Source organism: Enterobacter sp. MGH 33, assembly GCF_000534535.1.
In the GTDB taxonomy this organism is placed as follows: Bacteria; Pseudomonadota; Gammaproteobacteria; order Enterobacterales; family Enterobacteriaceae; genus Enterobacter; species Enterobacter hormaechei_C.
In genome coordinates, this window is record NZ_KI973212.1 from 449478 (window position 1) to 471994 (window position 22517).

Annotated in this window: 23 protein-coding genes; 17 read left to right on the forward strand and 6 right to left on the reverse strand. The window is 56.6% G+C overall.

The window, feature by feature from the left end:
• The first annotated feature begins 105 nt into the window (after positions 1 to 105).
• Positions 106 to 1056 (forward strand): magnesium/cobalt transporter CorA, encoded by a 951-nt coding sequence (corA, locus tag L379_RS21680; protein WP_032608220.1) that lies wholly within the window; start codon positions 106 to 108, stop codon positions 1054 to 1056.
• Between the two features lie 84 nt (positions 1057 to 1140).
• On the opposite strand, the gene rarD is transcribed toward corA, so the two are convergent.
• Positions 1141 to 2037: an EamA family transporter RarD gene (gene rarD, locus L379_RS21675; RefSeq protein ID WP_017694744.1), complete on the reverse strand. Its 897-nt coding sequence runs from the start codon at positions 2035 to 2037 to the stop codon at positions 1141 to 1143.
• A gap of 51 nt (positions 2038 to 2088) precedes the next feature.
• The gene (gene yigI, locus L379_RS21670; protein WP_006812366.1) at positions 2089 to 2556 is read right to left on the reverse strand and encodes an acyl-CoA thioesterase YigI; all 468 of its coding nucleotides are present in this window, start codon (positions 2554 to 2556) and stop codon (positions 2089 to 2091) included.
• 160 nt (positions 2557 to 2716) lie between these two features.
• Between yigI and pldA the strand changes: the two genes are divergently transcribed.
• From pldA to rhtC, 3 genes are all read left to right on the forward strand, one after another.
• The gene (gene pldA, locus L379_RS21665) at positions 2717 to 3586 is read left to right on the forward strand and encodes a phospholipase A (protein ID WP_003860803.1); all 870 of its coding nucleotides are present in this window, start codon (positions 2717 to 2719) and stop codon (positions 3584 to 3586) included.
• Positions 3587 to 3676: 90 nt separating this feature from the next.
• Positions 3677 to 5506: an ATP-dependent DNA helicase RecQ gene (gene recQ, locus L379_RS21660; RefSeq protein WP_032620661.1), complete on the forward strand. Its 1830-nt coding sequence runs from the start codon at positions 3677 to 3679 to the stop codon at positions 5504 to 5506.
• Positions 5507 to 5567: 61 nt separating this feature from the next.
• Positions 5568 to 6188 carry a threonine export protein RhtC gene (gene rhtC / locus L379_RS21655; RefSeq protein ID WP_006179256.1) on the forward strand — a complete coding sequence of 207 codons (621 nt, stop codon included), beginning with the start codon at positions 5568 to 5570 and terminating at the stop codon, positions 6186 to 6188.
• Here the strand turns inward: rhtC and rhtB are convergent.
• On the reverse strand, positions 6185 to 6805 hold the full coding sequence (rhtB, locus tag L379_RS21650) for a homoserine/homoserine lactone efflux protein (RefSeq protein WP_006812363.1): 621 nt from the start codon (positions 6803 to 6805) through the stop codon (positions 6185 to 6187). The two genes, rhtC and rhtB, sit on opposite strands and share 4 nt — an antisense overlap.
• Before the next feature lie 111 nt (positions 6806 to 6916).
• Between rhtB and pldB the strand changes: the two genes are divergently transcribed.
• The 3 genes from pldB (at position 6917) to L379_RS21635 (ending at position 9723) form a co-directional block, all read left to right on the forward strand.
• Positions 6917 to 7909 (forward strand): lysophospholipase L2, encoded by a 993-nt coding sequence (gene pldB / locus L379_RS21645; RefSeq protein ID WP_015570002.1) that lies wholly within the window; start codon positions 6917 to 6919, stop codon positions 7907 to 7909.
• A gap of 31 nt (positions 7910 to 7940) precedes the next feature.
• Complete coding sequence (gene yigL, locus L379_RS21640; protein ID WP_015570001.1) at positions 7941 to 8741, forward strand: sugar/pyridoxal phosphate phosphatase YigL; 801 nt, start codon at positions 7941 to 7943, stop codon at positions 8739 to 8741.
• Between the two features lie 82 nt (positions 8742 to 8823).
• The gene (locus L379_RS21635) at positions 8824 to 9723 is read left to right on the forward strand and encodes a carboxylate/amino acid/amine transporter (RefSeq protein WP_023295736.1); all 900 of its coding nucleotides are present in this window, start codon (positions 8824 to 8826) and stop codon (positions 9721 to 9723) included.
• Here L379_RS21635 and metR read toward each other — a convergent pair.
• Positions 9611 to 10564, reverse strand: coding sequence for an HTH-type transcriptional regulator MetR (gene metR, locus L379_RS21630; RefSeq protein ID WP_015570000.1), 954 nt, complete (start codon positions 10562 to 10564; stop codon positions 9611 to 9613). The two genes, L379_RS21635 and metR, sit on opposite strands and share 113 nt — an antisense overlap.
• A 116-nt stretch (positions 10565 to 10680) precedes the next feature.
• Between metR and metE the strand changes: the two genes are divergently transcribed.
• Positions 10681 to 12942, forward strand: a complete 2262-nt coding sequence (gene metE / locus L379_RS21625) for a 5-methyltetrahydropteroyltriglutamate--homocysteine S-methyltransferase (RefSeq protein ID WP_032652152.1) — start codon at positions 10681 to 10683, stop codon at positions 12940 to 12942.
• 47 nt (positions 12943 to 12989) lie between these two features.
• On the opposite strand, the gene L379_RS21620 is transcribed toward metE, so the two are convergent.
• A complete protein-coding gene (locus tag L379_RS21620) occupies positions 12990 to 13796 on the reverse strand; it encodes a dienelactone hydrolase family protein (RefSeq protein WP_032652155.1) in 807 nt (268 codons plus the stop codon).
• A 259-nt stretch (positions 13797 to 14055) separates the two neighbouring features.
• Here L379_RS21620 and udp point away from each other — a divergent pair, with 259 nt between their 5' ends.
• From udp to tatD, 9 genes are all read left to right on the forward strand, one after another.
• Positions 14056 to 14817, forward strand: coding sequence for a uridine phosphorylase (udp, locus tag L379_RS21615; RefSeq protein WP_003860792.1), 762 nt, complete (start codon positions 14056 to 14058; stop codon positions 14815 to 14817).
• A gap of 138 nt (positions 14818 to 14955) precedes the next feature.
• Positions 14956 to 16413, forward strand: coding sequence for a DNA recombination protein RmuC (gene rmuC, locus L379_RS21610; protein WP_017383581.1), 1458 nt, complete (start codon positions 14956 to 14958; stop codon positions 16411 to 16413).
• A 66-nt stretch (positions 16414 to 16479) separates the two neighbouring features.
• Entirely contained in the window at positions 16480 to 17235 is a 756-nt protein-coding gene (gene ubiE, locus L379_RS21605) for a bifunctional demethylmenaquinone methyltransferase/2-methoxy-6-polyprenyl-1,4-benzoquinol methylase UbiE (protein WP_003860790.1), read from the forward strand.
• 13 nt (positions 17236 to 17248) lie between these two features.
• Complete coding sequence (gene ubiJ / locus L379_RS21600) at positions 17249 to 17854, forward strand: ubiquinone biosynthesis protein UbiJ (protein WP_003860788.1); 606 nt, start codon at positions 17249 to 17251, stop codon at positions 17852 to 17854.
• Complete coding sequence (ubiB, locus tag L379_RS21595) at positions 17851 to 19491, forward strand: ubiquinone biosynthesis regulatory protein kinase UbiB (protein WP_017694740.1); 1641 nt, start codon at positions 17851 to 17853, stop codon at positions 19489 to 19491. The genes ubiJ and ubiB overlap by 4 nt, the downstream gene beginning before the upstream one ends.
• 76 nt (positions 19492 to 19567) lie before the next feature.
• Entirely contained in the window at positions 19568 to 19822 is a 255-nt protein-coding gene (tatA, locus tag L379_RS21590; protein ID WP_003860787.1) for a Sec-independent protein translocase subunit TatA, read from the forward strand.
• 3 nt (positions 19823 to 19825) lie between these two features.
• Entirely contained in the window at positions 19826 to 20368 is a 543-nt protein-coding gene (gene tatB / locus L379_RS21585; protein ID WP_003860783.1) for a Sec-independent protein translocase protein TatB, read from the forward strand.
• A 2-nt stretch (positions 20369 to 20370) separates the two neighbouring features.
• Positions 20371 to 21141, forward strand: a complete 771-nt coding sequence (tatC, locus tag L379_RS21580) for a Sec-independent protein translocase subunit TatC (RefSeq protein WP_015569997.1) — start codon at positions 20371 to 20373, stop codon at positions 21139 to 21141.
• A 41-nt stretch (positions 21142 to 21182) separates the two neighbouring features.
• Complete coding sequence (tatD, locus tag L379_RS21575) at positions 21183 to 21965, forward strand: 3'-5' ssDNA/RNA exonuclease TatD (RefSeq protein ID WP_032652158.1); 783 nt, start codon at positions 21183 to 21185, stop codon at positions 21963 to 21965.
• On the opposite strand, the gene rfaH is transcribed toward tatD, so the two are convergent.
• On the reverse strand, positions 21962 to 22453 hold the full coding sequence (gene rfaH, locus L379_RS21570) for a transcription/translation regulatory transformer protein RfaH (protein WP_003860779.1): 492 nt from the start codon (positions 22451 to 22453) through the stop codon (positions 21962 to 21964). The genes tatD and rfaH overlap by 4 nt on opposite strands.
• Positions 22454 to 22517 lie beyond the last annotated feature (64 nt).

Consider the following 22517-nt stretch of genomic DNA (forward strand, 5'->3'; position numbering starts at 1 on the left):
ATCATTCCCGTCGCGCTGAGTCAGGCTGTTTAATGGTCTGAAACCCAATTTGTTTCTGTGTGCCCACCGAACTGTCCGATATTTTTTGCATTGGGAGTCCCGGTCATGTTGAGCGCATTTCAACTCGAAAATAACCGACTGACTCGGCTTGAAGCCGAAGAGTCACAGCCCCTCATTGATGCCGTATGGGTGGATCTGGTCGAGCCGGACGACGATGAGCGCCTTCGCGTACAATCTGAACTGGGGCAAAGCCTGGCGACACGCCCGGAACTGGAAGACATCGAAGCATCCGCCCGTTTTTTTGAAGACGAAGACGGCCTGCACATTCACTCCTTCTTCTTTTTCGAAGATGCCGAAGACCACGCGGGGAACTCCACCGTGGCGTTTACCATCCGCGATGGCCGCCTGTTCACCCTGCGCGAGCGCGAACTGCCTGCGTTTCGTCTCTACCGTATGCGTGCCCGCAGCCAGGCGATGATGGACGGCAACGCTTATGAGCTGCTGCTGGATCTGTTCGAAACCAAAATCGAACAGCTGGCGGATGAAATCGAAAACATCTACAGCGACCTGGAAAAGCTGAGCCGCGTGATCATGGAAGGCCATCAGGGCGATGAGTACGACGAAGCGTTGTCCACGCTGGCTGAGCTGGAAGATATCGGCTGGAAGGTGCGTTTGTGTCTGATGGATACCCAGCGCGCGCTGAACTTCCTGGTGCGCAAGGCGCGTCTGCCGGGCGGTCAGTTGGAGCAGGCGCGTGAGATCTTACGCGATATCGAATCCCTGCTGCCGCACAACGAATCCCTGTTCCAGAAGGTCAACTTCCTGATGCAGGCGGCGATGGGCTTTATCAACATCGAGCAGAACCGTATCATCAAGATCTTCTCGGTGGTGTCCGTGGTGTTCCTGCCGCCGACGCTGGTGGCGTCCAGCTACGGGATGAACTTCGAGTTTATGCCGGAGCTGAAGTGGAGCTTTGGCTACCCGGGGGCGATTATCTTTATGATCCTCGCCGGGCTGGCGCCGTATCTGTACTTTAAGCGTCGTAACTGGCTTTGAGAATCCGCCCGGTGGCGCTGCGCTTACCGGGCCTACAGATCTTGTAGGCCGGATAAGGCGCAGCCGCCATCCGGCAAAAAGGCACTACAGCCCTTTGCGCACCCTGCGCTGGGTATAAATCGCATCCGCAACAAAGATGGCCAGCGCCACCCAGATAAAGGCGAACGTCACCATCTTATCCGCACCCGGCACCTCGCCGTAAAACACCACCGCCAGCAGGAACATCAGCGTCGGGCCAATGTACTGGAAGAAGCCCAGCGTGGAGAGGCGCAGACGCGTTGCCGCGCCGGTAAAGCACAGCAGGGGGATCGTTGTGACCACGCCTGCGGCCATCAGCATCAGGTTCAGCGACCATGGGTTGCTGCCCATGTGGCTGGTGGCGCTGTCGGCAATACCGAACAGGTAGATCGCGGCGACAGGCAGCAGCCACAGGGTTTCAAACAGCATTCCCGTCTGCGCTTCCACCGCAATCTTCTTACGCACCAGGCCGTAAAACGCAAAGCTGAACGCTAGCCCCAGGGCGATAACCGGCAGTGAGCCGAAGGTCCACAGCTGTACCAGCACGCCGCAGAAGGCCAGAATCACCGCCACCCACTGCATCCGGCGAAAGCGCTCACCAAGGAAAATCATCCCCAGCAAAATATTGACCAGCGGGTTAATAAAGTAGCCCAGGCTGGCTTCGAGCATGTGATGGTTATTCACCGCCCAGATAAACAGCAGCCAGTTTCCGCCAATCAGCACCGCAGAGAGAGCGAGCAGGAAGACCTTCTTCGGGGTTTTCAGCAGCGTTTTGACGCCTGACCACTGACGGCTGATACTCATCAGCGCAATCATGAAGAAAAACGACCAGATGACGCGGTGAGTGAGGATCTCGTCCGCCGGGACATAGGCGATAAGTTTGAAGTACGCCGGTGCGATACCCCAAATAAAATAAGCGGCAAGGGCGAGTAAAACGCCCTGCCGCGTCTGTTTAGCATCCATCGGGAAAATCCGTTACAAAAAAGTGAAGTAATTTTACCCGAATTTGCCGTCTCAACCCACCATATAAGTGGCGGTTGCGCTGGCGATATAAACCTGCTCTTCGTTATGCAGCTCAACGCGGGCGACGGCAACTTTATTCCCGGCGCGCAGCAGACTGCTGGTGCAGGTGAAGCGGTTTCCGCGTCCCGGACGCAGGTAGTCGACGCGTAAATCGATGGTGCCCATGCGCGACAGGCGCTGGCGTAACTCATCTTCGTTGATGGTGTCATGGCGCGTCAGCGTGCTGCCCACGCACACCAGACCGGCCGCCACGTCCAGCGCGGAGGCAATGACCCCGCCGTGCAAAATGCTTTGCGCCCAGTTACCGACCATCATTGGCTGATTATTGAAACTCAGCTGAGCGAAGTCTTTTTCGTATCGCTCCAGCTCAAGACCCAGTGCACGGTTGAACGGCATGTGGTACACAAAAATCTCGCCCACGAGCTTTAAGGTTTCTTCGGCGGTGAGTGTGGCTGACATCTGACGTGGCATCCTTGTTGTTAACAAAATGTTGATTTTATGCTTCAGGATAAAGGAATGCCACTTTAAGAAACGAGGAAGCGGAAGTTATCGCAGAAGTCTGTAGAATGCCCGGACAAAACTATTCATTAAATGTCACCATTTCAGGAGAACACCACCGATGCGGACGTATCTGGGTTGGTTACTGGCGGCGGTTGCGCTGCCCCTCACAGCATATGCGCAGGAAGCGACGATCAAAGAGGTGCATGATAAACCTGCCGTTAAGGGCAGCATCATCGCCAATATGCTTCAGGAGCATGACAATCCGTTCACGCTGTACCCGTATGACACAAACTACGTGATCTACACCCAGACCAGCGATCTCAACAAAGAGGCGATAAGCTCCTATAACTGGTCTGATAATGCGCGTAAAGATGAGGTGAAGTTCCAGCTCAGCCTCGCCTTCCCGTTCTGGCGCGGCATCCTGGGGCCGAACTCGGTGCTTGGCGCGTCTTACACGCAGAAGTCATGGTGGCAGCTCTCCAACAGCGGGGAATCTTCACCGTTCCGCGAAACCAACTATGAACCGCAGCTGTTCCTCGGTTTCGCCACCGATTATGAGTTTGCAGGCTGGACGCTGCGAGACGTGGAGGTGGGCTATAACCACGATTCCAACGGTCGTTCCGACCCAACCTCACGCAGCTGGAACCGCATCTATACGCGTCTGATGGCGCAGAACGGCAATTTCATGGTGGAAGTGAAGCCGTGGTACGTGGTGGGCAGCACCGATGACAACCCGGATATCACCAAATATATGGGCTACTATCAGCTTAAAGTGGGCTATCAGCTGGGTGACGCGGTGCTGAGCGCCAAAGGCCAGTACAACTGGAATACCGGCTACGGCGGTGCAGAGCTGGGCCTGAGCTACCCGGTAACGAAACACGTTCGTCTTTATACTCAGGTGTATAGCGGGTATGGCGAATCGCTGATCGACTACAATTTCAATCAGACCCGCGTCGGTGTGGGCGTCATGCTGAACGATATTTTCTAAGCTGCTCGAATGTTTTTGCGTTAAACGTTGAAGTTTCTCTCTCAGGCGCTGAAAATAGCGCCTGTTTCATTTCTGGCATATGGGGTTAACGTGGCGCAGGCGGAAGTATTGAATCAGGAATCGCTGGCTAAACAGGTTTTGCAGGAAACCTTTGGCTACCAGCAGTTCCGCCCTGGCCAGGAAACCATCATTGAAACCGTGCTGGAAGGCCGCGATTGCCTGGTGGTCATGCCGACCGGCGGCGGAAAATCGCTCTGCTATCAGGTGCCCGCGCTGGTGCTTAATGGCCTGACGGTCGTGGTATCGCCCCTTATTTCCCTGATGAAAGACCAGGTCGACCAGCTGCTTGCCAACGGCGTGGCGGCGGCCTGCCTGAACTCGACGCAGACCCGCGAGCAACAGCAAGAGGTAATGACCGGGTGCCGCACCGGGCAGATCCGCCTGCTGTATATCGCGCCAGAACGCCTGATGCTGGACAACTTCCTCGATCATCTGGCGCACTGGAATCCGGTGCTGCTGGCGGTGGATGAAGCGCACTGTATCTCCCAGTGGGGGCACGATTTCCGCCCGGAATACGCCGCTCTTGGCCAGCTTCGTCAGCGCTTCCCCGAGCTGCCGTTTATGGCGCTTACCGCCACGGCGGACGACACCACGCGTCAGGACATCGTTCGCCTGCTGGGGCTAAACGACCCGTATATTCAGGTCAGCAGCTTCGACCGCCCGAACATCCGCTATATGCTGATGGAGAAGTTCAAGCCGCTGGATCAGCTCTTACGCTACGTGCAGGAGCAGCGCGGTAAGTCCGGCATCATCTACTGCAACAGCCGTGCGAAGGTGGAAGACACCGCCGCCCGTCTGCAAAACCGTGGCTTTAGCGCCGCGGCCTATCACGCCGGGCTGGAGAACCATATCCGCGCCGACGTGCAGGAGAAATTCCAGCGCGACGACCTGCAAATCGTGGTCGCAACGGTGGCGTTCGGGATGGGGATCAACAAGCCCAACGTGCGCTTTGTGGTGCATTTCGACATTCCGCGCAATATCGAATCCTACTATCAGGAAACCGGCCGCGCCGGGCGTGACGGCCTGCCTGCGGAAGCGATGCTGTTTTACGATCCGGCGGATATGGCGTGGCTGCGCCGCTGTCTCGAGGAGAAACCGCAGGGGCAGTTGCAGGATATCGAACGCCACAAGCTTAACGCGATGGGGGCCTTCGCCGAAGCGCAAACCTGCCGCCGTCTGGTGCTGCTCAACTACTTTGGTGAAGGGCGTCAGGCACCGTGCGGCAACTGCGATATCTGCCTCGACCCGCCGAAGCAGTACGATGGCCTGATGGACGCGCGCAAAGCGCTCTCGACTATCGGACGCGTGAACCAGCGCTTCGGGATGGGCTACGTCGTTGAAGTGCTGCGCGGGGCTAACAACCAGCGTATCCGCGATATGGGTCACGACAAACTGCCGGTTTATGGCATCGGGAAAGACCAGAGCCACGAGCACTGGGTGAGTATCATCCGCCAGCTGATCCATCTCGGCTTTGCCACGCAGAACATTGCCCAGCACTCTGCGCTTCAGCTGACCGAAGCGGCGCGACCGGTCCTGCGTGGCGAGGTTGAACTGAAGCTCGCCGTTCCGCGCGTCGTCGCCCTGAAGCCGCGCGTGATGCAGAAATCCTACGGCGGTAACTACGATCGCAAGCTGTTCGCCAAGCTGCGTAAGCTGCGTAAAGCCATTGCGGATGAAGAGAACATCCCGCCATACGTGGTGTTCAACGACGCGACGCTTATCGAGATGGCCGAGCAAATGCCGCTCAGCGCCAGCGAGATGCTCAGCGTCAACGGCGTTGGCACGCGTAAGCTGGAGCGCTTCGGTAAAGAGTTTATGGCGCTCATCCGTTCCCACGCTGATGGTGATGATGAGGAGTAGTCAGCCGGGCGAAAAAGTGCCAGGATGGTGACTCACTGTATTATTTCCCCGCGAGCTAATTATGTTAATGCTATTTCTCACCGTGGCGTTAGTGCACATCGTGGCGCTGATGAGCCCTGGCCCTGACTTTTTCTTCGTGTCACAAACGGCCGTCAGCCGCTCCCGCAAAGAGGCAATGATGGGTGTGCTCGGTATTACCATGGGCGTCATGGTCTGGGCGGCGGTTGCGCTGCTCGGTCTGAACCTGATCCTGGCGAAAATGGCGTGGCTGCATAACATCATCATGGTCGGCGGCGGTCTGTACCTGTGCTGGATGGGCTACCAGATGCTGCGCGGGGCGCTGAAGAAAGAAGAGAAAAAGCCGGAAGAGCCAAAGGTTGAGCTGGCAACGGGCGGCCGTAGCTTTGTGAAAGGGCTGCTGACCAACCTGGCGAACCCGAAAGCGATTATCTACTTCGGCTCTGTGTTCTCGCTGTTTGTAGGGGATAACGTCGGCGCGGGCGCGCGCTGGGGGATCTTCCTGCTGATCGTTGTTGAGACGTTCGCCTGGTTTACCGTTGTGGCAAGCCTGTTTGCCTTACCGGCGATGCGTCGCGGCTACCAGCGCATCGCGAAGTGGATCGACGGCTTTGCCGGCGCGCTGTTCGCCGGCTTCGGCATTCATCTCATCATTTCTCGCTAAGCATGACGCGCTGACGCAAGCAGCGCGCCAACCAGCATAAACAGCGAACCAAAGACTTTGTTCAGGGCCTTCATCTGTTTAGGCCCTTTGATCCACGCCGCAATTCGCTGCGCCAGCGTCGCGTAACCAATCATCACAATGATATCGACAATAATGGTGGTCGCGCCCAGCACCACGTACTGCATCACCTGTGGCTGATGCGGCACGATAAACTGCGGGAACAGGGCGGCGAGGAACACGATGCTTTTCGGGTTGGTCAGGTTAACGAACACCGCGCGTTTAAACAGGTGGCCGCGTGTTTGCGTCCGGGAGAGCGTATGCAGATCAATCGAGCCTGCGGCGCGCCACTGCTGAATACCCAGCCAGATAAGATACGCTGCGCCAGCCCATTTCAACACCTCGAAGGCCAGCACCGAACGGGAGAACAGCGTGCCCAGACCAATCCCCACCAGCACAATATGAATGCCAAGCCCGGTCTGTAAACCGGCGATTGACGCCGCCGCGCCGCGATAGCCGTGATTAATGGAGGTGGTCATGGTGTTGATTGCGCCCGAGCCAGGTGAAAGGCTGAGGATGATGGATGTCAGCAGGTAGGCGAACCACCATTCGAAGGTCATTTGAAACTCCCGGATCGTCTGTTTTTATGCCACAATACGCTATTGTTGAGTCATTTTGTGACCGGTGACGAAAAAAACGATATTCCCTGAATTACGGGGGGTGGAAACCCAATGTTTCAGCAGAAAAAGGACTGGGAAACACGAGAAAACGCATTTGCTGCTTTCTCCATGGGGCCGCTGACCGATTTCTGGCGCCAGCGTGAGGAAGATGAGTTTATGGGCGTCGGGGAAATCCCGGTACGCTTCGTTCGTTTCCGTGATGAAAAAAATGACCGGGTGATTGTGGTCTGCCCCGGGCGCATCGAAAGCTATATCAAATATGCCGAGCTGGCGTATGACCTGTTCCATCTGGGCTTTGATGTGTTAATTATCGACCATCGCGGGCAGGGGCTTTCTGGCAGGATGTTGCCGGATACCCATCGCGGCCACGTGGATAACTTCAGCGATTACGTCGACGATCTGGCCGCGTTCTGGCAGCAGGAAGTGCAGCCCGGACCGTGGCGCAAGCGTTATATTCTTGCCCACTCCATGGGGGGGGCGATCTCGACGTTGTTTTTGCAGCGCCATAAGCACCAGTGTGACGCCATTGCGCTGACCGCGCCGATGTACGGCATTGTGATACGTTTTCCTGACTGGATGGTGCGCCATCTTCTCGACTGGGCTGAGGGCCATCAGCGCATTCGAGAAGGCTATGCCATCGGAACAGGACGCTGGCGGGCATTGCCGTTTGCCATCAACGTGTTAACCCACAGCCGGCAGCGTTATCGCCGCAACCTGCGTTTTTATGCCGATGAACCGCGTCTGCGGGTCGGCGGCCCCACCTGGCACTGGGTGCGGGAAGGTATTCATGCCGGTGAGCAGGTGCTGGCGGGCGTAGGCGATGATGACACGCCGACGCTCCTGATCCAGGCGGAAGAAGAGCGTGTGGTGGATAACCGCATGCATGACCGCTATTGTGAACTTCGCGCCGCTGCGGGCCATCCCTGTGAAGGGGGTAAACCGCTGGTCATCAACGGTGCGTACCATGAGATCCTTTTTGAAAAGGACGCTATGCGCTCAGTCGCGCTCAACGCCATTGTTGAATTTTTCAACAGGCATAACTGATTATTGTTTTCCACCAGAGGTTGAAATCCCTATGTACCAGGTTGTTGCATCTGATTTAGATGGCACGCTGCTTTCCCCCGACCACACCCTGTCGCCTTATGCGAAAGAGACCCTAAAACTCCTGACTGCCCGTGGCGTGAACTTTGTGTTCGCCACCGGTCGCCACCACGTGGACGTGGGACAGATCCGCGATAACCTGGAGATCAAGTCGTACATGATCACCTCTAACGGTGCGCGCGTACATGACACGGACGGCAACCTGATTTTTACCCATAATCTCGATCGTGACATCGCCACCGATTTGTTCGGCATTGTGCATAACAACCCGGATATCGTGACTAACGTTTACCGCGACGACGAGTGGTTTATGAACCGCCATCGCCCGGAAGAGATGCGCTTCTTCAAGGAAGCCGTATTCCAGTACTCACTGTACGAGCCGGGTCTGCTGGAGCCGGAAGGGATCAGCAAGGTATTCTTCACCTGTGTAAATCATGAGGAGTTACTGCCGCTGGAGCAGGCGATCAACGCCCGCTGGGGCGACCGCGTGAACGTGAGCTTCTCCACGCTGACCTGTCTGGAAGTGATGGCGGGCGGGGTGTCCAAAGGTCACGCGCTGGAAGCGGTAGCGAAACGGCTGGGCTTTGATCTGAAAGACTGTATCGCCTTTGGCGATGGCATGAACGATGCCGAGATGCTCTCCATGGCGGGTAAAGGCTGCATCATGCAGAACGCGCACCAGCGCCTGAAAGATCTGCACCCGGAGCTGGAAGTGATCGGCACCAACGGCGATAACGCCGTGCCTAAGTATCTGCGCAAACTGTTCCTTGAATAATCTTCAATTGATTGTTTATTGTTCAGATGTCAACTGAAGAGTTCGCTACAATGCCTCTCCTTCTTTCTGAGAGACAAGCATTGTGGCGCTACTCATTATCACCACTATCCTGTGGGCCTTCTCCTTTAGTCTGATTGGCGAATACCTTGCCGGATCGGTCGACAGCTACTTCTCGGTGCTGATGCGCGTGGGGCTGGCGGCGCTGGTGTTCCTGCCGTTCCTGCGTACCCGCGGGCAGTCGCTAAAAACGATACTGCTGTACATGCTGGTAGGCGCGATGCAGCTCGGCATCATGTACCTGTTCAGCTTCCGGGCCTACGTTTACCTGTCCGTCTCGGAATTTCTGCTCTTCACCGTGCTGACGCCGCTCTACATCACGCTGATTTATGACTTGCTCAGCAGGCGCCGTTTGCGCTGGGGATATCTGCTGAGCGCTGCGCTGGCAGTCATTGGCGCGGCGATTATTCGCTATGACAAGGTAAGCGATCATTTCTGGACCGGGCTGATGTTCGTCCAGCTCGCTAATATCAGCTTTGCCATCGGGATGGTGGGTTACAAACGTCTGATGGAGACCCGCCCGATGCCGCAGCATAACGCGTTTGCGTGGTTCTATATGGGCGCGGCGATTGTCGCGGTAGCGGCGTGGTTTCTGCTCGGCAATCCGCAAAAGCTGCCGACTACCTCCGTGCAGTGGAGCGTTCTGGTCTGGCTGGGCGTGGTAGCGTCGGGGCTGGGCTATTTTATGTGGAACTACGGCGCTACGCAGGTAGACGCCGGGACGCTGGGGATCATGAACAATGTGCACGTGCCGGCGGGGCTACTGGTGAACCTCGCCATCTGGCAGGAGCAGCCGCACTGGCCGAGTTTCCTTATTGGGGGAACGGTGATCCTGGCTTCGCTGTGGGTACATCGCCGCTGGGTCGCTCCGCGCTCCGCACAAACGGAAGATGGTCGCACGCGTGGTTCCGCGCTGAGCGAATAAACGCTTCCGTAATCGGCTGACGCTGTTCGCCGTCGCGCACGGCGGCGTACAGCCGGCTCCACAGTCCTTCACCCAGGGTTTTGGTGACCACCAGACCCTGGCGTTCAACCGTCTCGACCACCCAGTGCGGCAGCGCCGCAATCCCCATTCTGGCCGCCACCATCTGAATTAACAGCAGCGTGTTATCCACGCTTTTCAGCTGTGGGCTGATGCCCGCGGGTTGCAGGAAATGGCGCCAGATATCCAGACGACTGCGCTGTACCGGGTAAATCAGCAGCGTCTCCGTTGCCAGATCTTCCGGCGTGATACGCGTTTTAGCGGCCAGCGGATGGTCCGGGGCCAGCACCAGACGCACCTCAAAATCAAACATTGGCGAATAGTGCAGACCGCTGCGCGGCAGAATATCTGAGGTCATCACCAGATCCAGCTCACCCTGCTGAAGCGACGGCTGCGGATCAAACGTGACGCCGGATTTGAAGTCCATCTCCACCTGCGGCCACTTCTGGCGGAAGTTCTCAAGCGCGGGGGTCAGCCACTGAATACAGCTGTGACACTCAATGGCGATGCGCAGGGTGGTCTGCTGCGGCTCGTTGCAGGACTGCAACGCGCTGGCAATCTGCGGCAACACCTGGTTCGCCAGCTGAAGCAAAATTTCGCCCTGCGGCGTAAAGCGCAAAGGCTGGCTCTTACGCACAAAAAGACGAAAGCCGAGGCGTTGTTCCAGATCGCTGAACTGGTGAGAAAGGGCAGACTGAGTCTGGTGCAGCGTGGCCGCTGCCGCCGCAAGAGAACCGCAGTTCCGCAACGCTTGTAGCGTTTTCAGGTGTTTTATCTCGATCATGAAAGTCCTTCACTTCGCCATGAACATTTTGCGCTTGAGGAATATACAGTACCTGCCAATTATAGAAGTGTAAACATCTGGACGTCTAAATAACGAATTTCTACAAGGGGTATGCCATGACAATCCGCACTCACACTCTCGGTTTCCCTCGCGTTGGTCTGCGTCGCGAGCTGAAAAAAGCGCAAGAAAGCTACTGGGCGGGTAACGCCACCCGCGAAGAACTGCTGGCGGTGGGGCGCGAGCTGCGCGCGCGTCACTGGGATCAGCAAAAACAGGCGGGCGTAGACCTGCTGCCGGTGGGCGATTTCGCCTGGTACGACCATGTTCTGACCACCAGCCTGCTGCTTGGCAACGTGCCGGCTCGTCATCAGAACAACGATGGATCGGTGGATATCGATACCCTGTTCCGCATCGGCCGTGGCCGTGCGCCAACGGGTGAGCCAGCGGCAGCGGCGGAAATGACCAAGTGGTTTAACACTAACTATCACTATATGGTGCCGGAGTTCGTTAAGGGCCAGCAGTTCAAACTGACCTGGACCCAGCTTCTGGATGAAGTGGACGAAGCGCTGGCGCTGGGTCACCAGGTGAAACCCGTGCTGCTGGGGCCGGTCACCTACCTGTGGCTGGGCAAAGTGAAAGGTGAGCAGTTCGACCGCCTCAGCCTGCTGAACGATATTCTGCCGGTTTATAAGCAGGTGCTGATTGAGCTGGGTAAGCGCGGTATTCAGTGGGTGCAAATCGATGAACCGGCGCTGGTGCTTGAGCTGCCGCAGGCGTGGCTGGATGCCTTCAAACCGGCGTATGACGCGCTCACGGGCCAGGTGAAGCTGCTGCTGACCACCTATTTCGAGGGCGTAACGCCGAACCTCGACACCATCACCGCGCTGCCGGTTCAGGGTCTGCACGTTGATCTCGTTCACGGCAAAGACGATGTGGCAGAGTTGCACAAGCGTCTGCCTGCGGAGTGGCTGCTCTCTGCCGGTCTGGTGAATGGTCGTAACGTCTGGCGTGCCGATCTCACCGGGAAATATGCACAAATCAAGGACATTGCCGGTAAACGTGAATTGTGGGTAGCCTCTTCCTGTTCCCTGCTGCACAGCCCGATCGACCTGAGCGTGGAGACCCGACTCGACCCTGAGGTGAAAAGCTGGTTTGCCTTTGCCCTGCAAAAGTGTGAGGAGCTGGCTCTGCTGCGCGACGCGTTGAACAGCGGCGACACGGCAGCGATTACCGACTGGAGCGCCCCGATCCAGGCGCGCCGTCACTCAACGCGCGTGCATAACCCGGCGGTGGAAAAACGTCTGGCGGCCATCACTGCCCGGGACAGCCAGCGCCAGAGCCCGTATGAAGTGCGCGCCGAAGCCCAGCGTGAGCGCTTTAACCTGCCCGCATGGCCGACCACAACCATCGGCTCCTTCCCGCAGACTACCGAGATCCGCGGCCTGCGCCTGGACTTCAAAAAGGGCAATCTGGATGCGAATCACTACCGCACCGGCATTGCGGAGCACATCAAACAGGCGATCGTCGAGCAGGAACGTCTGGGTCTGGACGTGCTGGTGCACGGCGAGGCCGAGCGTAACGATATGGTGGAATACTTCGGTGAACACCTGGACGGCTTTGTCTTTACCCAGAACGGCTGGGTGCAAAGCTACGGCTCCCGCTGCGTGAAGCCGCCGGTGGTGATCGGTGACGTCAGCCGCCCGGAAGCGATCACCGTGGAGTGGGCGAAGTATGCCCAGTCTCTGACCGACAAACCGGTAAAAGGCATGCTGACGGGGCCGGTGACCATTCTCTGCTGGTCGTTCCCGCGTGAAGATGTATCCCGGGAAACCATCGCCAAACAGATCGCCCTGGCGCTGCGTGATGAAGTGGCGGATCTGGAAGCGGCGGGGATTGGCATCATTCAGATCGACGAACCGGCGCTGCGTGAAGGCTTGCCGCTGCGTCGCAGCGACTGGGATGCTTATCTGACGTGGGGCGTGGAGGCGTTCCGCCTCAACGCGGCCGTCGCGAAGGACGACACGCAGATCCACACCCACATGTGTTACTGCGAATTTAACGACATCATGGACTCCATTGCCGCGCTCGACGCCGATGTGATCACCATCGAGACCTCGCGTTCAGACATGGAGCTGCTGGAGTCGTTCGAAGAGTTCGACTACCCGAACGAAATCGGGCCGGGCGTGTATGACATTCACTCCCCTAACGTGCCGAGCGTGGAGTGGATTGAATCGCTGCTGCACAAAGCCGCCCAGCGCATTCCGGCGGAACGCCTGTGGGTAAACCCGGACTGCGGCCTGAAAACTCGCGGCTGGCCTGAAACCCGCGCGGCGCTGGCGAACATGGTGCAGGCGGCGCAGAATTTGCGTCAGGCGTAGTGGGGCTGGATTGCCCGGTTGGCGCAGCCGCCACCGGGCTTTTTGTATTACGCTTTCTTCCCGCCGTACTGGCTGAACCACGCCAGCATTCTCTGCCAGCCATCTTTCGCCGATTCTGCGTGATAGCTCGGACGATAATCGGCATTAAACGCGTGTCCCGCATCCGGGTACACCACGATCTCCGCCGTCGCGTTTGCCGCCCGCAGCGCGTGGCGCATGGTCTCGACGGTATCAAGCGGAATGCCGGTATCCTGGCCGCCATACAGCCCTAGCACCGGGGCATTTAAATCGGTGGCGATATCAACTGGATGTTTCGGCGAGTTCAGGGTCTTTTCACCCACCAGTTTACCGTACCAGGCCACAGCGGCTTTCAGCTGCGGATTGTGCGCGGCATACAGCCAGCTAATGCGTCCGCCCCAGCAGAAGCCGGTCACCATCAGACGGTGCGGGTCGCCACCGTTGCGCGCCGCCCAGCTGGCAACGTGGTCGAGATCGGCCAGCACCTGCGCGTCCGGCACTTTGGTGACCAGGTTGCTGAACAGCGTCGGGATGTCGCTGTAATCATTCGGATCGCCCTGACGGAAATAGAGTTCCGGCGCAACGGCCAGGTAACCTTCCAGCGCCAGACGGCGGCAGAGGTCGCGAATATGTTCATGAACGCCAAATATTTCCTGCACCACGATCACGATGGGCAGCGGGCCATCGGCGGATTTTGGCCGCGCGTGGTACGCTGGCATGTTCTCTCCCTGGGAGGGAATGGAGGTCTCGCCTGCGGTAATGGCCTCTTCAGGGGTTGAGACGATGGTTGAAGCATGCGGGGCCGCAGCAGGTGCAAAACCGGTTTTTTCAGTCATGGCATTCTCCGTACCAATGAATGGATTAGCGCAAAGATAAATATAGACACCAGGTTAACAATCCACAGTGCCTTATAGCGTCTATCTTTTGTGCAGCACCCGGCGATATAACTTGTTAATGTGATGTGAATCACTATTTTATGGAAATTAACTGCAATCATTTTCATTCATGGTGAAGTGTGTCACGAAATAATGCACATTGCTTCTGTAAAGTACCGTTTTACTTCTTCTGACAAACCGACCCACAGAGGAGTCACCTATGTCTAAGTCTGATGTTTTTCATCTCGGCCTCACTAAAAACGATTTACAAGGGGCTACGCTTGCTATCGTCCCTGGCGATCCTGAGCGTGTGGAAAAGATCGCCGCGCTGATGGATAAGCCGGTTAAGCTGGCAGCGCATCGAGAATTCACCACCTGGCGCGCAGAGCTGGACGGTAAAGCGGTGATCGTGTGCTCTACCGGTATTGGTGGCCCGTCTACCTCTATCGCCGTTGAAGAGCTGGCGCAGCTGGGCATTCGTACTTTCCTGCGTATCGGCACCACCGGCGCCATTCAGCCGCACATCAACGTGGGCGACGTGCTGGTTACCACCGCATCCGTGCGTCTGGACGGTGCAAGCCTGCACTTTGCACCGATGGAATTCCCGGCAGTGGCCGATTTCGAATGCACCACCGCGCTGGTTGAAGCCGCGAAGTCCGTGGGCGCAACCACCCACGTGGGCGTAACTGCCTCTTCCGATACCTTCTACCCGGGCCAGGAGCGTTACGACACCTTCTCTGGTCGCGTGGTGAGCCGTTTCAAAGGCTCCATGGAAGAGTGGCAGTCGATGGGCGTCATGAACTACGAAATGGAATCTGCGACGCTGCTGACCATGTGCGCAAGCCAGGGTCTGCGTGCCGGTATGGTGGCGGGCGTTATCGTCAACCGTACTCAGCAGGAGATCCCGAACGCTGAAACCATGAAGCAGACTGAAAGCCATGCGGTGAAAATCGTGGTTGAAGCGGCGCGCCGCCTGATCTAATTCTCTCTTCAGTGCTGAAAGGTCGACATGCTCGGCCTTTTCTTTTTGCGTAACGCCTCGCAGGAAAACCCTTTCAAACTGGACGTTCATACAGCACAATTCTATTTTGTGCGGTAATACGTTGATGCAGGGGGCATTGTGGATATCTCAATCCTGATTTATGCAGTGATTGCGCTGGTGAGCGTGGGAATTGGCTGGCTCATTTCCGGCTACCAGCATGCGCAGCAGAAAGCCGAACAGCTGGCAGAGCGCGAGGAGATCGTCGCTGAACTTAGCGCGACGAAACAACAGCTTGCGCTGAGTGACCACTGGCGCGACGAATGCGAACTGCTCAATAACGAACTGCGCAATCTGCGTGATATCAATACCTCGCTGGAGGCCGATCTCCGTGAAGTGACCACCCGTCTTGAGTCCACCCAACTGCACGCCGAAGACAAAATCCGTCAGATGATCAACAGCGAGCAGCGTCTTAGCGAGCAGTTTGAGAACCTCGCGAACCGCATTTTTGAGCACAGCAATCGCCGCGTGGATGAGCAGAACCGCCAGAGCCTGAACAGCCTGCTGACGCCGCTGCGTGAACAGCTGGATGGCTTTCGCCGTCAGGTACAGGACAGCTTTGGTCAGGAAGCCCGCGAACGCCACACGCTGGCGCATGAAATTCGTAATCTCCAGCAGCTGAATGCGCAGATGGCGCAGGAGGCGGTTAACCTGACGCGCGCACTGAAAGGTGATAACAAAGCGCAGGGAAACTGGGGCGAAGTGGTCATGACGCGCGTGCTGGAGGCCTCTGGCCTGCGCGAAGGATACGAATACGAAACGCAGGTCAGCATTGAGAACGATGCGCGCTCGCGGATGCAGCCGGATGTCATTGTTCGTCTGCCACAGGGCAAAGATGTGGTTATCGACGCCAAAATGACGCTGGTGGCCTATGAGCGCTACTTCAACGCTGAGGATGACTACACCCGCGAAACAGCGTTGCAGGAGCACATCGCCTCCGTGCGTAACCATATCCGTCTGTTGGGCAGAAAAGATTATCAGCAGTTGCCGGGGCTGCGATCGCTGGATTATGTGCTGATGTTCATTCCGGTCGAGCCTGCGTTCCTGCTGGCGCTCGACAGACAGCCCGAACTGATCACCGAAGCGCTGAAAAATAACATTATGCTGGTCAGCCCCACCACGCTACTGGTGGCGTTACGTACCATTGCCAACCTGTGGCGCTATGAGCACCAAAGCCGTAACGCGCAGCAGATTGCCGATCGCGCCAGCAAGCTGTACGACAAAATGCGGCTGTTTGTGGACGATATGTCCTCGGTGGGGCAAAGCCTGGATCGCGCGCAGGATAACTACCGCCAGGCGATGAAAAAACTCTCCTCCGGGCGTGGCAATTTGCTGGCGCAGGCGGAGGCGTTTCGCAGCCTGGGGGTGGAAGTTAAACGCGAGATTAATCCGGAACTGGTGGAGCAGGCTACCGCTCAGGACGAAGAGTTTCGTCTGCGTGAAGGCGACGGTAAGCAAAATAGCCGCAATGAAGACAACGATTTAGCGGCGAGTTTATCCCCCGAAGCGCAGCCGGCGCGTTTCTTTCACGGTGGTTGAAACGTAGGGCAAATGCGCCCAATCTGTTACACTTCACGAACATTTGACTGATTAGCAGGCTCTGAGATGGTTGACGATTCACAAGACACAACGCACTTTGGCTTTCAGACTGTCGCCAAAGCGCAGAAAGCTGACATGGTGGCCCACGTATTTCATTCCGTGGCGGCGAAGTACGATGTGATGAATGATTTGATGTCATTTGGCATTCATCGCTTGTGGAAGCGCTTCACTATTGATTGCAGCGGCGTGCGCCGTGGACAAACGGTGCTGGATTTAGCCGGAGGCACAGGGGATCTGACCGCTAAATTCTCCCGTCTGGTTGGCGAAACCGGCCGCGTGGTGCTGGCGGATATCAACGACTCCATGCTGAAAATGGGACGCGAAAAGCTGCGTAATATCGGCGTGGTAGGCAACGTTGAATATGTTCAGGCCAACGCCGAAGCGCTGCCGTTCCCGGATAATACGTTCGACTGCATCACCATCTCTTTCGGTCTGCGTAACGTGACCGATAAAGATAAAGCGCTGCGCTCCATGTACCGCGTGCTGAAGCCGGGCGGCCGACTGCTGGTTCTCGAGTTTTCTAAACCGATTATCGACCCGCTGAGCAAAGCTTACGATGCCTATTCCTTCCACGTTCTGCCGCGCATCGGCGAGCTGGTGGCAAACGATGCAGAAAGTTACCGTTATCTGGCCGAGTCCATCCGAATGCACCCGGATCAGGACACGCTGAAAGCGATGATGCAGGATGCGGAGTTTGAAAACGTGGAATACTTCAATATGACGGCGGGTGTCGTCGCGCTGCATCGTGGTTACAAGTTCTGAGTGGAGGTTTCCCGTGCCCATTAAACCCTTAGTCACCGCAGGCATCGAGAATGTACTGAATGCCTTTCTGTATCGCGCTCCGGCGCTGAAAACCGCACGTCAGCGGCTTAACGGAAAGGTGCTGCGCATCGTTTTAAAGGAGTTCTCGACGCCGCTTGTGCTGGTCTTCAGCGAACGCCAGCTTGACGTTCTGGGGGAGTGGGAAGGCGAGGCGGACTGCTCGGTGATTACGCATATGAGCGTATTGCCAAAACTGCGTGACCGTCAGCAGATGACGGCGCTTATTCGCAGCGGTGAGCTGGAGGTCGAAGGCGATATTCAGGTGGTACAGAACTTCGTTGCACTCAGCGATCAGGCTGAATTCGACCCGGCGGAACTGCTGGCGCCCTATATCGGCGACATCGCGGCTGAAGGTATAAGCAAAACGCTGCGCACGGGTTCCGCTTTCCTGCGTAAAGGTCTGCTCCGTCAACAGCGCTACGCTGCCGAGGTGCTGACCGAAGAGTGGCGTATGGCGCCGGGGCCTTTAGAAGTCGCCTGGTTTGCAGAAGAGACCGCGGCAGTTGAGCGCGCAGTTGATGCGTTAACCAAACGGCTGGAAAAACTGGAGGGCAAATGACGCCTGGTGAAATTCGGCGCCTCTATTTTATCGTTCGCACCTTTTTGAGCTACGGGCTCGACGAGCTTATCCCCAGAATGCGTATCACCCTGCCGCTTCGGCTTTGGCGTCGCACGCTGTTCTGGATGCCGAATCGCCATAAGGATCAGGAACTGGGCGCACGCCTGCGTCTTGCGTTGCAGGAGCTGGGACCGGTCTGGATCAAGTTTGGACAGATGCTCTCAACACGTCGCGACCTTTTCCCACCGCAGATTGCCGATCAGCTCGCGCTATTGCAGGACCGCGTTGCTCCGTTTGACGGAGAGAGAGCGAAGAAACAAATCGAAGAAGCGATGGGCAATATCCCCATCGAGACCTGGTTTGATGATTTCGATATTCAGCCCCTGGCCTCTGCCTCTATTGCGCAGGTTCACACCGCGCGCCTGAAGGAAAATGGCAAAGAGGTGGTCATCAAAGTGATTCGTCCGGATATCCTGCCGGTTATCAAAGCAGACATGAAGCTGATTTATCGCCTGGCTCGCTGGGTGCCGCGTCTGTTGCCGGATGGTCGCCGTCTGCGTCCGCTGGAAGTGGTTCGGGAATACGAAAAAACGCTGATTGACGAGCTTAACCTGCTGCGTGAATCGGCGAACGCCATTCAGCTGCGTCGAAACTTTGAAGACAGCCCGATGCTGTATGTTCCTGAAGTCTATTCTGACTATTGCAGTCAGAACATGATGGTGATGGAACGTATCTACGGTATTCCGGTCTCGGACGTGGCGGCGCTGGAAAAACAGGGCACCAACATGAAGCTGCTGGCCGAGCGTGGCGTGCAGGTCTTCTTTACTCAGGTTTTTCGCGACAGCTTCTTCCATGCAGACATGCATCCGGGCAACATCTTCGTCAGCTATGAGCACCCGGAAGATCCGAAATACATCGGCATCGACTGCGGTATTGTCGGCTCGCTGAATAAAGAGGATAAGCGTTATCTCGCCGAGAACTTTATCGCTTTCTTCAATCGCGACTACCGTAAGGTGGCCGAGCTGCACGTGGATTCAGGCTGGGTTCCGCCAGATACCAACGTGGAAGAGTTTGAATTTGCGATCCGCACCGTCTGTGAGCCGATTTTTGAAAAGCCGCTCTCGGAGATCTCTTTCGGACACGTCCTGCTCAACCTGTTCAACACCGCACGCCGTTTCAATATGGAAGTGCAGCCACAATTAGTTTTACTTCAGAAAACATTACTTTACGTTGAGGGCGTAGGCCGCCAGCTCTATCCTCAGTTAGACTTGTGGAAAACCGCGAAACCGTTCCTCGAATCCTGGATTAAGGATCAGGTCGGTATTCCAGCCCTGGTTCGCTCGCTTAAAGAGAAAGGCCCGTTCTGGATTGAAAAAATGCCTGAAATTCCTGAACTGGTTTACGACAGTTTGCGTCAGAGCAAGAACCTTCAGCACAGCATGGATAAAATCGCGCACGAGCTTCAATCCAGTCGCGTGCGTCAGGGGCAGTCCCGCTATCTCTTCGGAATTGGCGCGACGCTGCTGATAAGCGGCACGTTGCTGTTGATCAATCGTCCGGACTGGGAAATGATGCCAGCCTGGATTATGGCTGCCGGTGTGGTTGTCTGGCTTGCTGGCTGGCGAAAAACGCGCTGAATTAGCGTCGCTATCGAGAGATTGCATACGTATAATGCGATCTGACTAATTAATCATCTATCACTGGGGAACACGCATGGGTGGTATCAGTATCTGGCAGTTAGTGATCATTGCCGTCATCGTTGTGCTGCTGTTTGGCACGAAAAAACTCGGATCGATTGGTTCCGACCTGGGCGCGTCAATCAAAGGCTTCAAGAAAGCCATGAGCGATGATGAGAATAAGCAGGAAAAAACCAGTCAGGATGCTGATTTTACCGCTAAATCCATCGCCGATAAGCAGGACGAAGCCAAAAAGGAAGAGGCTAAACGTCACGATAAAGAGCAGGTGTAATTCGTGTTCGACATTGGTTTTGGTGAGTTACTGCTGGTCTTTGTGATTGGTCTGATTGTGTTGGGGCCGCAGCGTTTACCCGTTGCGGTGAAAACCGTCGTGGGCTGGGTGCGGGCGCTTCGCTCGCTGGCAACTACCGTGCAGAACGAACTGGCGCAGGAGCTGAAGCTTCAGGAATTTCAGGACAGCCTGAAAAAGGTTGAAAAGGCGAGTATGGACAACCTGACGCCGGAGCTGAAAGCATCAATGGATGAGTTGCGCGAAGCGGCTGAATCCATGAAGCGTTCTTACAGTATTAACGATCCTGAGAAGGCGAGCGATGAAGCAAACACCATCCACAATCCGGTGGTGAAGGGTAGCGAAGAGCAGCGCGAGGGTGTAACGCCTTCCAGCGCGGAGCATCAGGCTGCTTCGCCAGAGCAATCGCCGCAGGAGCCCGAAGTGAAAAAGCAGGTGCCGCCGGAAGAGCCCGTGGTCAAAACGGCTGAGGTAAAACCCGCCGCGCCCGTTTCCGAATCATCCCCCTCGTCGAGTGATAAAGCGTAAACATGGCAGTAGATGATACTCAACCGCTTATTACGCACCTCATTGAGCTGCGTAAGCGCCTGTTAAACTGCATTATTGCGGTTTTCCTCATTTTTTTATGTCTGGTCTATTTTGCCAACGATATCTATCAGGTGGTTTCCGCGCCGCTGATTAAACAGATGCCTCTGGGCGCGACGATGATTGCAACAGACGTTGCTTCACCGTTCTTTACCCCGATCAAACTGACCTTCTGGGTGTCGTTGATTGCCTCTGCGCCGGTCATTCTGTATCAGGTCTGGGCATTTGTGGCGCCCGCGCTGTACAAGCATGAACGCAAGCTGGTTATTCCGCTGCTGGTGTCCAGTTCGCTGCTGTTTTATATCGGCATGGCGTTCGCCTACTTCGTTGTCTTCCCGCTGGCCTTCGGCTTCCTGACGCATACCGCACCGGAAGGGGTACAGGTGTCGACGGACATCGCCAGCTACCTCAGCTTCGTGATGGCGCTGTTTATGGCCTTTGGTGTCGCCTTCGAGGTGCCCGTAGCAATTGTCCTGCTCTGCTGGGTGGGGGTGACCACGCCTGACGATCTGCGTAAGAAGCGCCCGTACATCCTGGTGGGGGCATTTGTCGTAGGTATGCTGTTAACGCCACCGGACGTCTTCTCGCAAACCTTACTGGCGATACCCATGTACTGCCTGTTTGAAGTCGGCGTGTTCTTCGCTCGTTTCTACGTCGGAAAGGGGCGTACCCGGGACGAAGAAGACGAGCCGTCTGAAGAGACTACTAAAGAATAAAACCAACCGCCCGTCAGGGCGGTTGTCATATGGGGATACGTATGTTTGATATCGGGCTTAACCTCACCAGCGCCCAGTTTGCGAAAGACCACGATGAGGTGGTGGCGCGTGCCTTTGCCGCCGGCGTGGGTGGGCTGCTACTGACGGGAACGAATCTGCATGAGAGTGAGCAGGCACGGCAGCTGGCGCAACGCTATCAACACTGCTGGTCCACCGCAGGCGTGCATCCTCATGACAGCAGCCAGTGGACGCATGAAAGCGCTGAGGCGCTTCATCGTCTGGCACAAACGCCAGAAGTGGTTGCCATTGGCGAATGCGGGCTTGATTTCAACCGTAACTTCTCGACGCCTGAAGAGCAGGAGAAGGCATTTACCGCCCAGCTCGCGCTGGCAGCAGAGCTGGAGATGCCGGTGTTTATGCACTGTCGCGATGCGCATGAACGTTTTATGGCGCTACTGGAACCCTGGCTGGAGAAACTGCCGGGCGCGGTGTTGCACTGCTTTACGGGCTCCCGTCAGAAAGCGCTGGATTGCCTGAACCGCGGGCTGTATTTGGGTATCACGGGCTGGGTCTGCGATGAGCGTCGTGGGCTGGAACTGCGTGAGCTGTTACCCGTTATCCCGGCCGATCGTTTGCTGCTGGAAACGGATGCGCCGTATCTGTTGCCCCGGGATATGCAGCCCAAACCGCCATCACGACGTAATGAACCGGCCTACCTGGGGCATATTGCTGAGCGAGTGGCGCACTGGCGCGGAGAAGATGCCCAGTGGCTGGCAGCACAAACCGATGATAACGTGCGTCGTCTGTTCGGCGTGCAGTTCTAAACTTTGCGGAAATCGGTGTTTTTAACGCTCTGCAACACCTCTTTGTTCAGCAGGTTGAGCAGCAGCATGGAGCGCGCTTCACCGTCCGGCTCAGCGAAGATGGCCTGTAACCCTTCAAAGGCGCCTTCGGTGATCACCACGCTGTCGCCGGCATAAGGGGTTTCCGGATCGGTAATATCTTCAGGCTGCTGGTAGACAGAAAGCTGATGAATAACCGATGACGGTACTCTTGCCGGATGGGCGCCAAAACGCACAAAATGGCTGACGCCGCGCGTGGCGCTGATCGTCGTGGTGTGGATCACTTCGGGGTCGAACTCGACGAACAGATAGTTCGGGAACAGAGGCTCACTGACGGTCGTGCGTCTTCCACGCTGCATTTTTTCAAGCGTGATCACGGGTGTCAGGCAGTTAACAGACTGACGTTCAAGATGTTCCTGCGCGCGCTGAAGTTGCCCGCGTTTGCAATACAGTAAATACCAGGCCTGCATAATCACTCTTCCCATTGTTCGGGGCGCAAGCATACCAAAACCCTGGCGGGATCGCTAAGGTGAT

Coding starts and splice junctions, on each gene's coding strand:
- corA (WP_032608220.1), top strand. CDS start 106: ATGTTGAGCGCATTTCAACTCGAAAATAACCGACTGACTCGGCTTGAA.
- rarD (WP_017694744.1), bottom strand. CDS start 2,037: ATGGATGCTAAACAGACGCGGCAGGGCGTTTTACTCGCCCTTGCCGCT.
- yigI (WP_006812366.1), bottom strand. CDS start 2,556: ATGTCAGCCACACTCACCGCCGAAGAAACCTTAAAGCTCGTGGGCGAG.
- pldA (WP_003860803.1), top strand. CDS start 2,717: ATGCGGACGTATCTGGGTTGGTTACTGGCGGCGGTTGCGCTGCCCCTC.
- rhtC (WP_006179256.1), top strand. CDS start 5,568: ATGTTAATGCTATTTCTCACCGTGGCGTTAGTGCACATCGTGGCGCTG.
- rhtB (WP_006812363.1), bottom strand. CDS start 6,805: ATGACCTTCGAATGGTGGTTCGCCTACCTGCTGACATCCATCATCCTC.
- pldB (WP_015570002.1), top strand. CDS start 6,917: ATGTTTCAGCAGAAAAAGGACTGGGAAACACGAGAAAACGCATTTGCT.
- yigL (WP_015570001.1), top strand. CDS start 7,941: ATGTACCAGGTTGTTGCATCTGATTTAGATGGCACGCTGCTTTCCCCC.
- metR (WP_015570000.1), bottom strand. CDS start 10,564: ATGATCGAGATAAAACACCTGAAAACGCTACAAGCGTTGCGGAACTGC.
- metE (WP_032652152.1), top strand. CDS start 10,681: ATGACAATCCGCACTCACACTCTCGGTTTCCCTCGCGTTGGTCTGCGT.
- L379_RS21620 (WP_032652155.1), bottom strand. CDS start 13,796: ATGACTGAAAAAACCGGTTTTGCACCTGCTGCGGCCCCGCATGCTTCA.
- udp (WP_003860792.1), top strand. CDS start 14,056: ATGTCTAAGTCTGATGTTTTTCATCTCGGCCTCACTAAAAACGATTTA.
- ubiE (WP_003860790.1), top strand. CDS start 16,480: ATGGTTGACGATTCACAAGACACAACGCACTTTGGCTTTCAGACTGTC.
- ubiB (WP_017694740.1), top strand. CDS start 17,851: ATGACGCCTGGTGAAATTCGGCGCCTCTATTTTATCGTTCGCACCTTT.
- tatA (WP_003860787.1), top strand. CDS start 19,568: ATGGGTGGTATCAGTATCTGGCAGTTAGTGATCATTGCCGTCATCGTT.
- tatC (WP_015569997.1), top strand. CDS start 20,371: ATGGCAGTAGATGATACTCAACCGCTTATTACGCACCTCATTGAGCTG.
- tatD (WP_032652158.1), top strand. CDS start 21,183: ATGTTTGATATCGGGCTTAACCTCACCAGCGCCCAGTTTGCGAAAGAC.
- rfaH (WP_003860779.1), bottom strand. CDS start 22,453: ATGCAGGCCTGGTATTTACTGTATTGCAAACGCGGGCAACTTCAGCGC.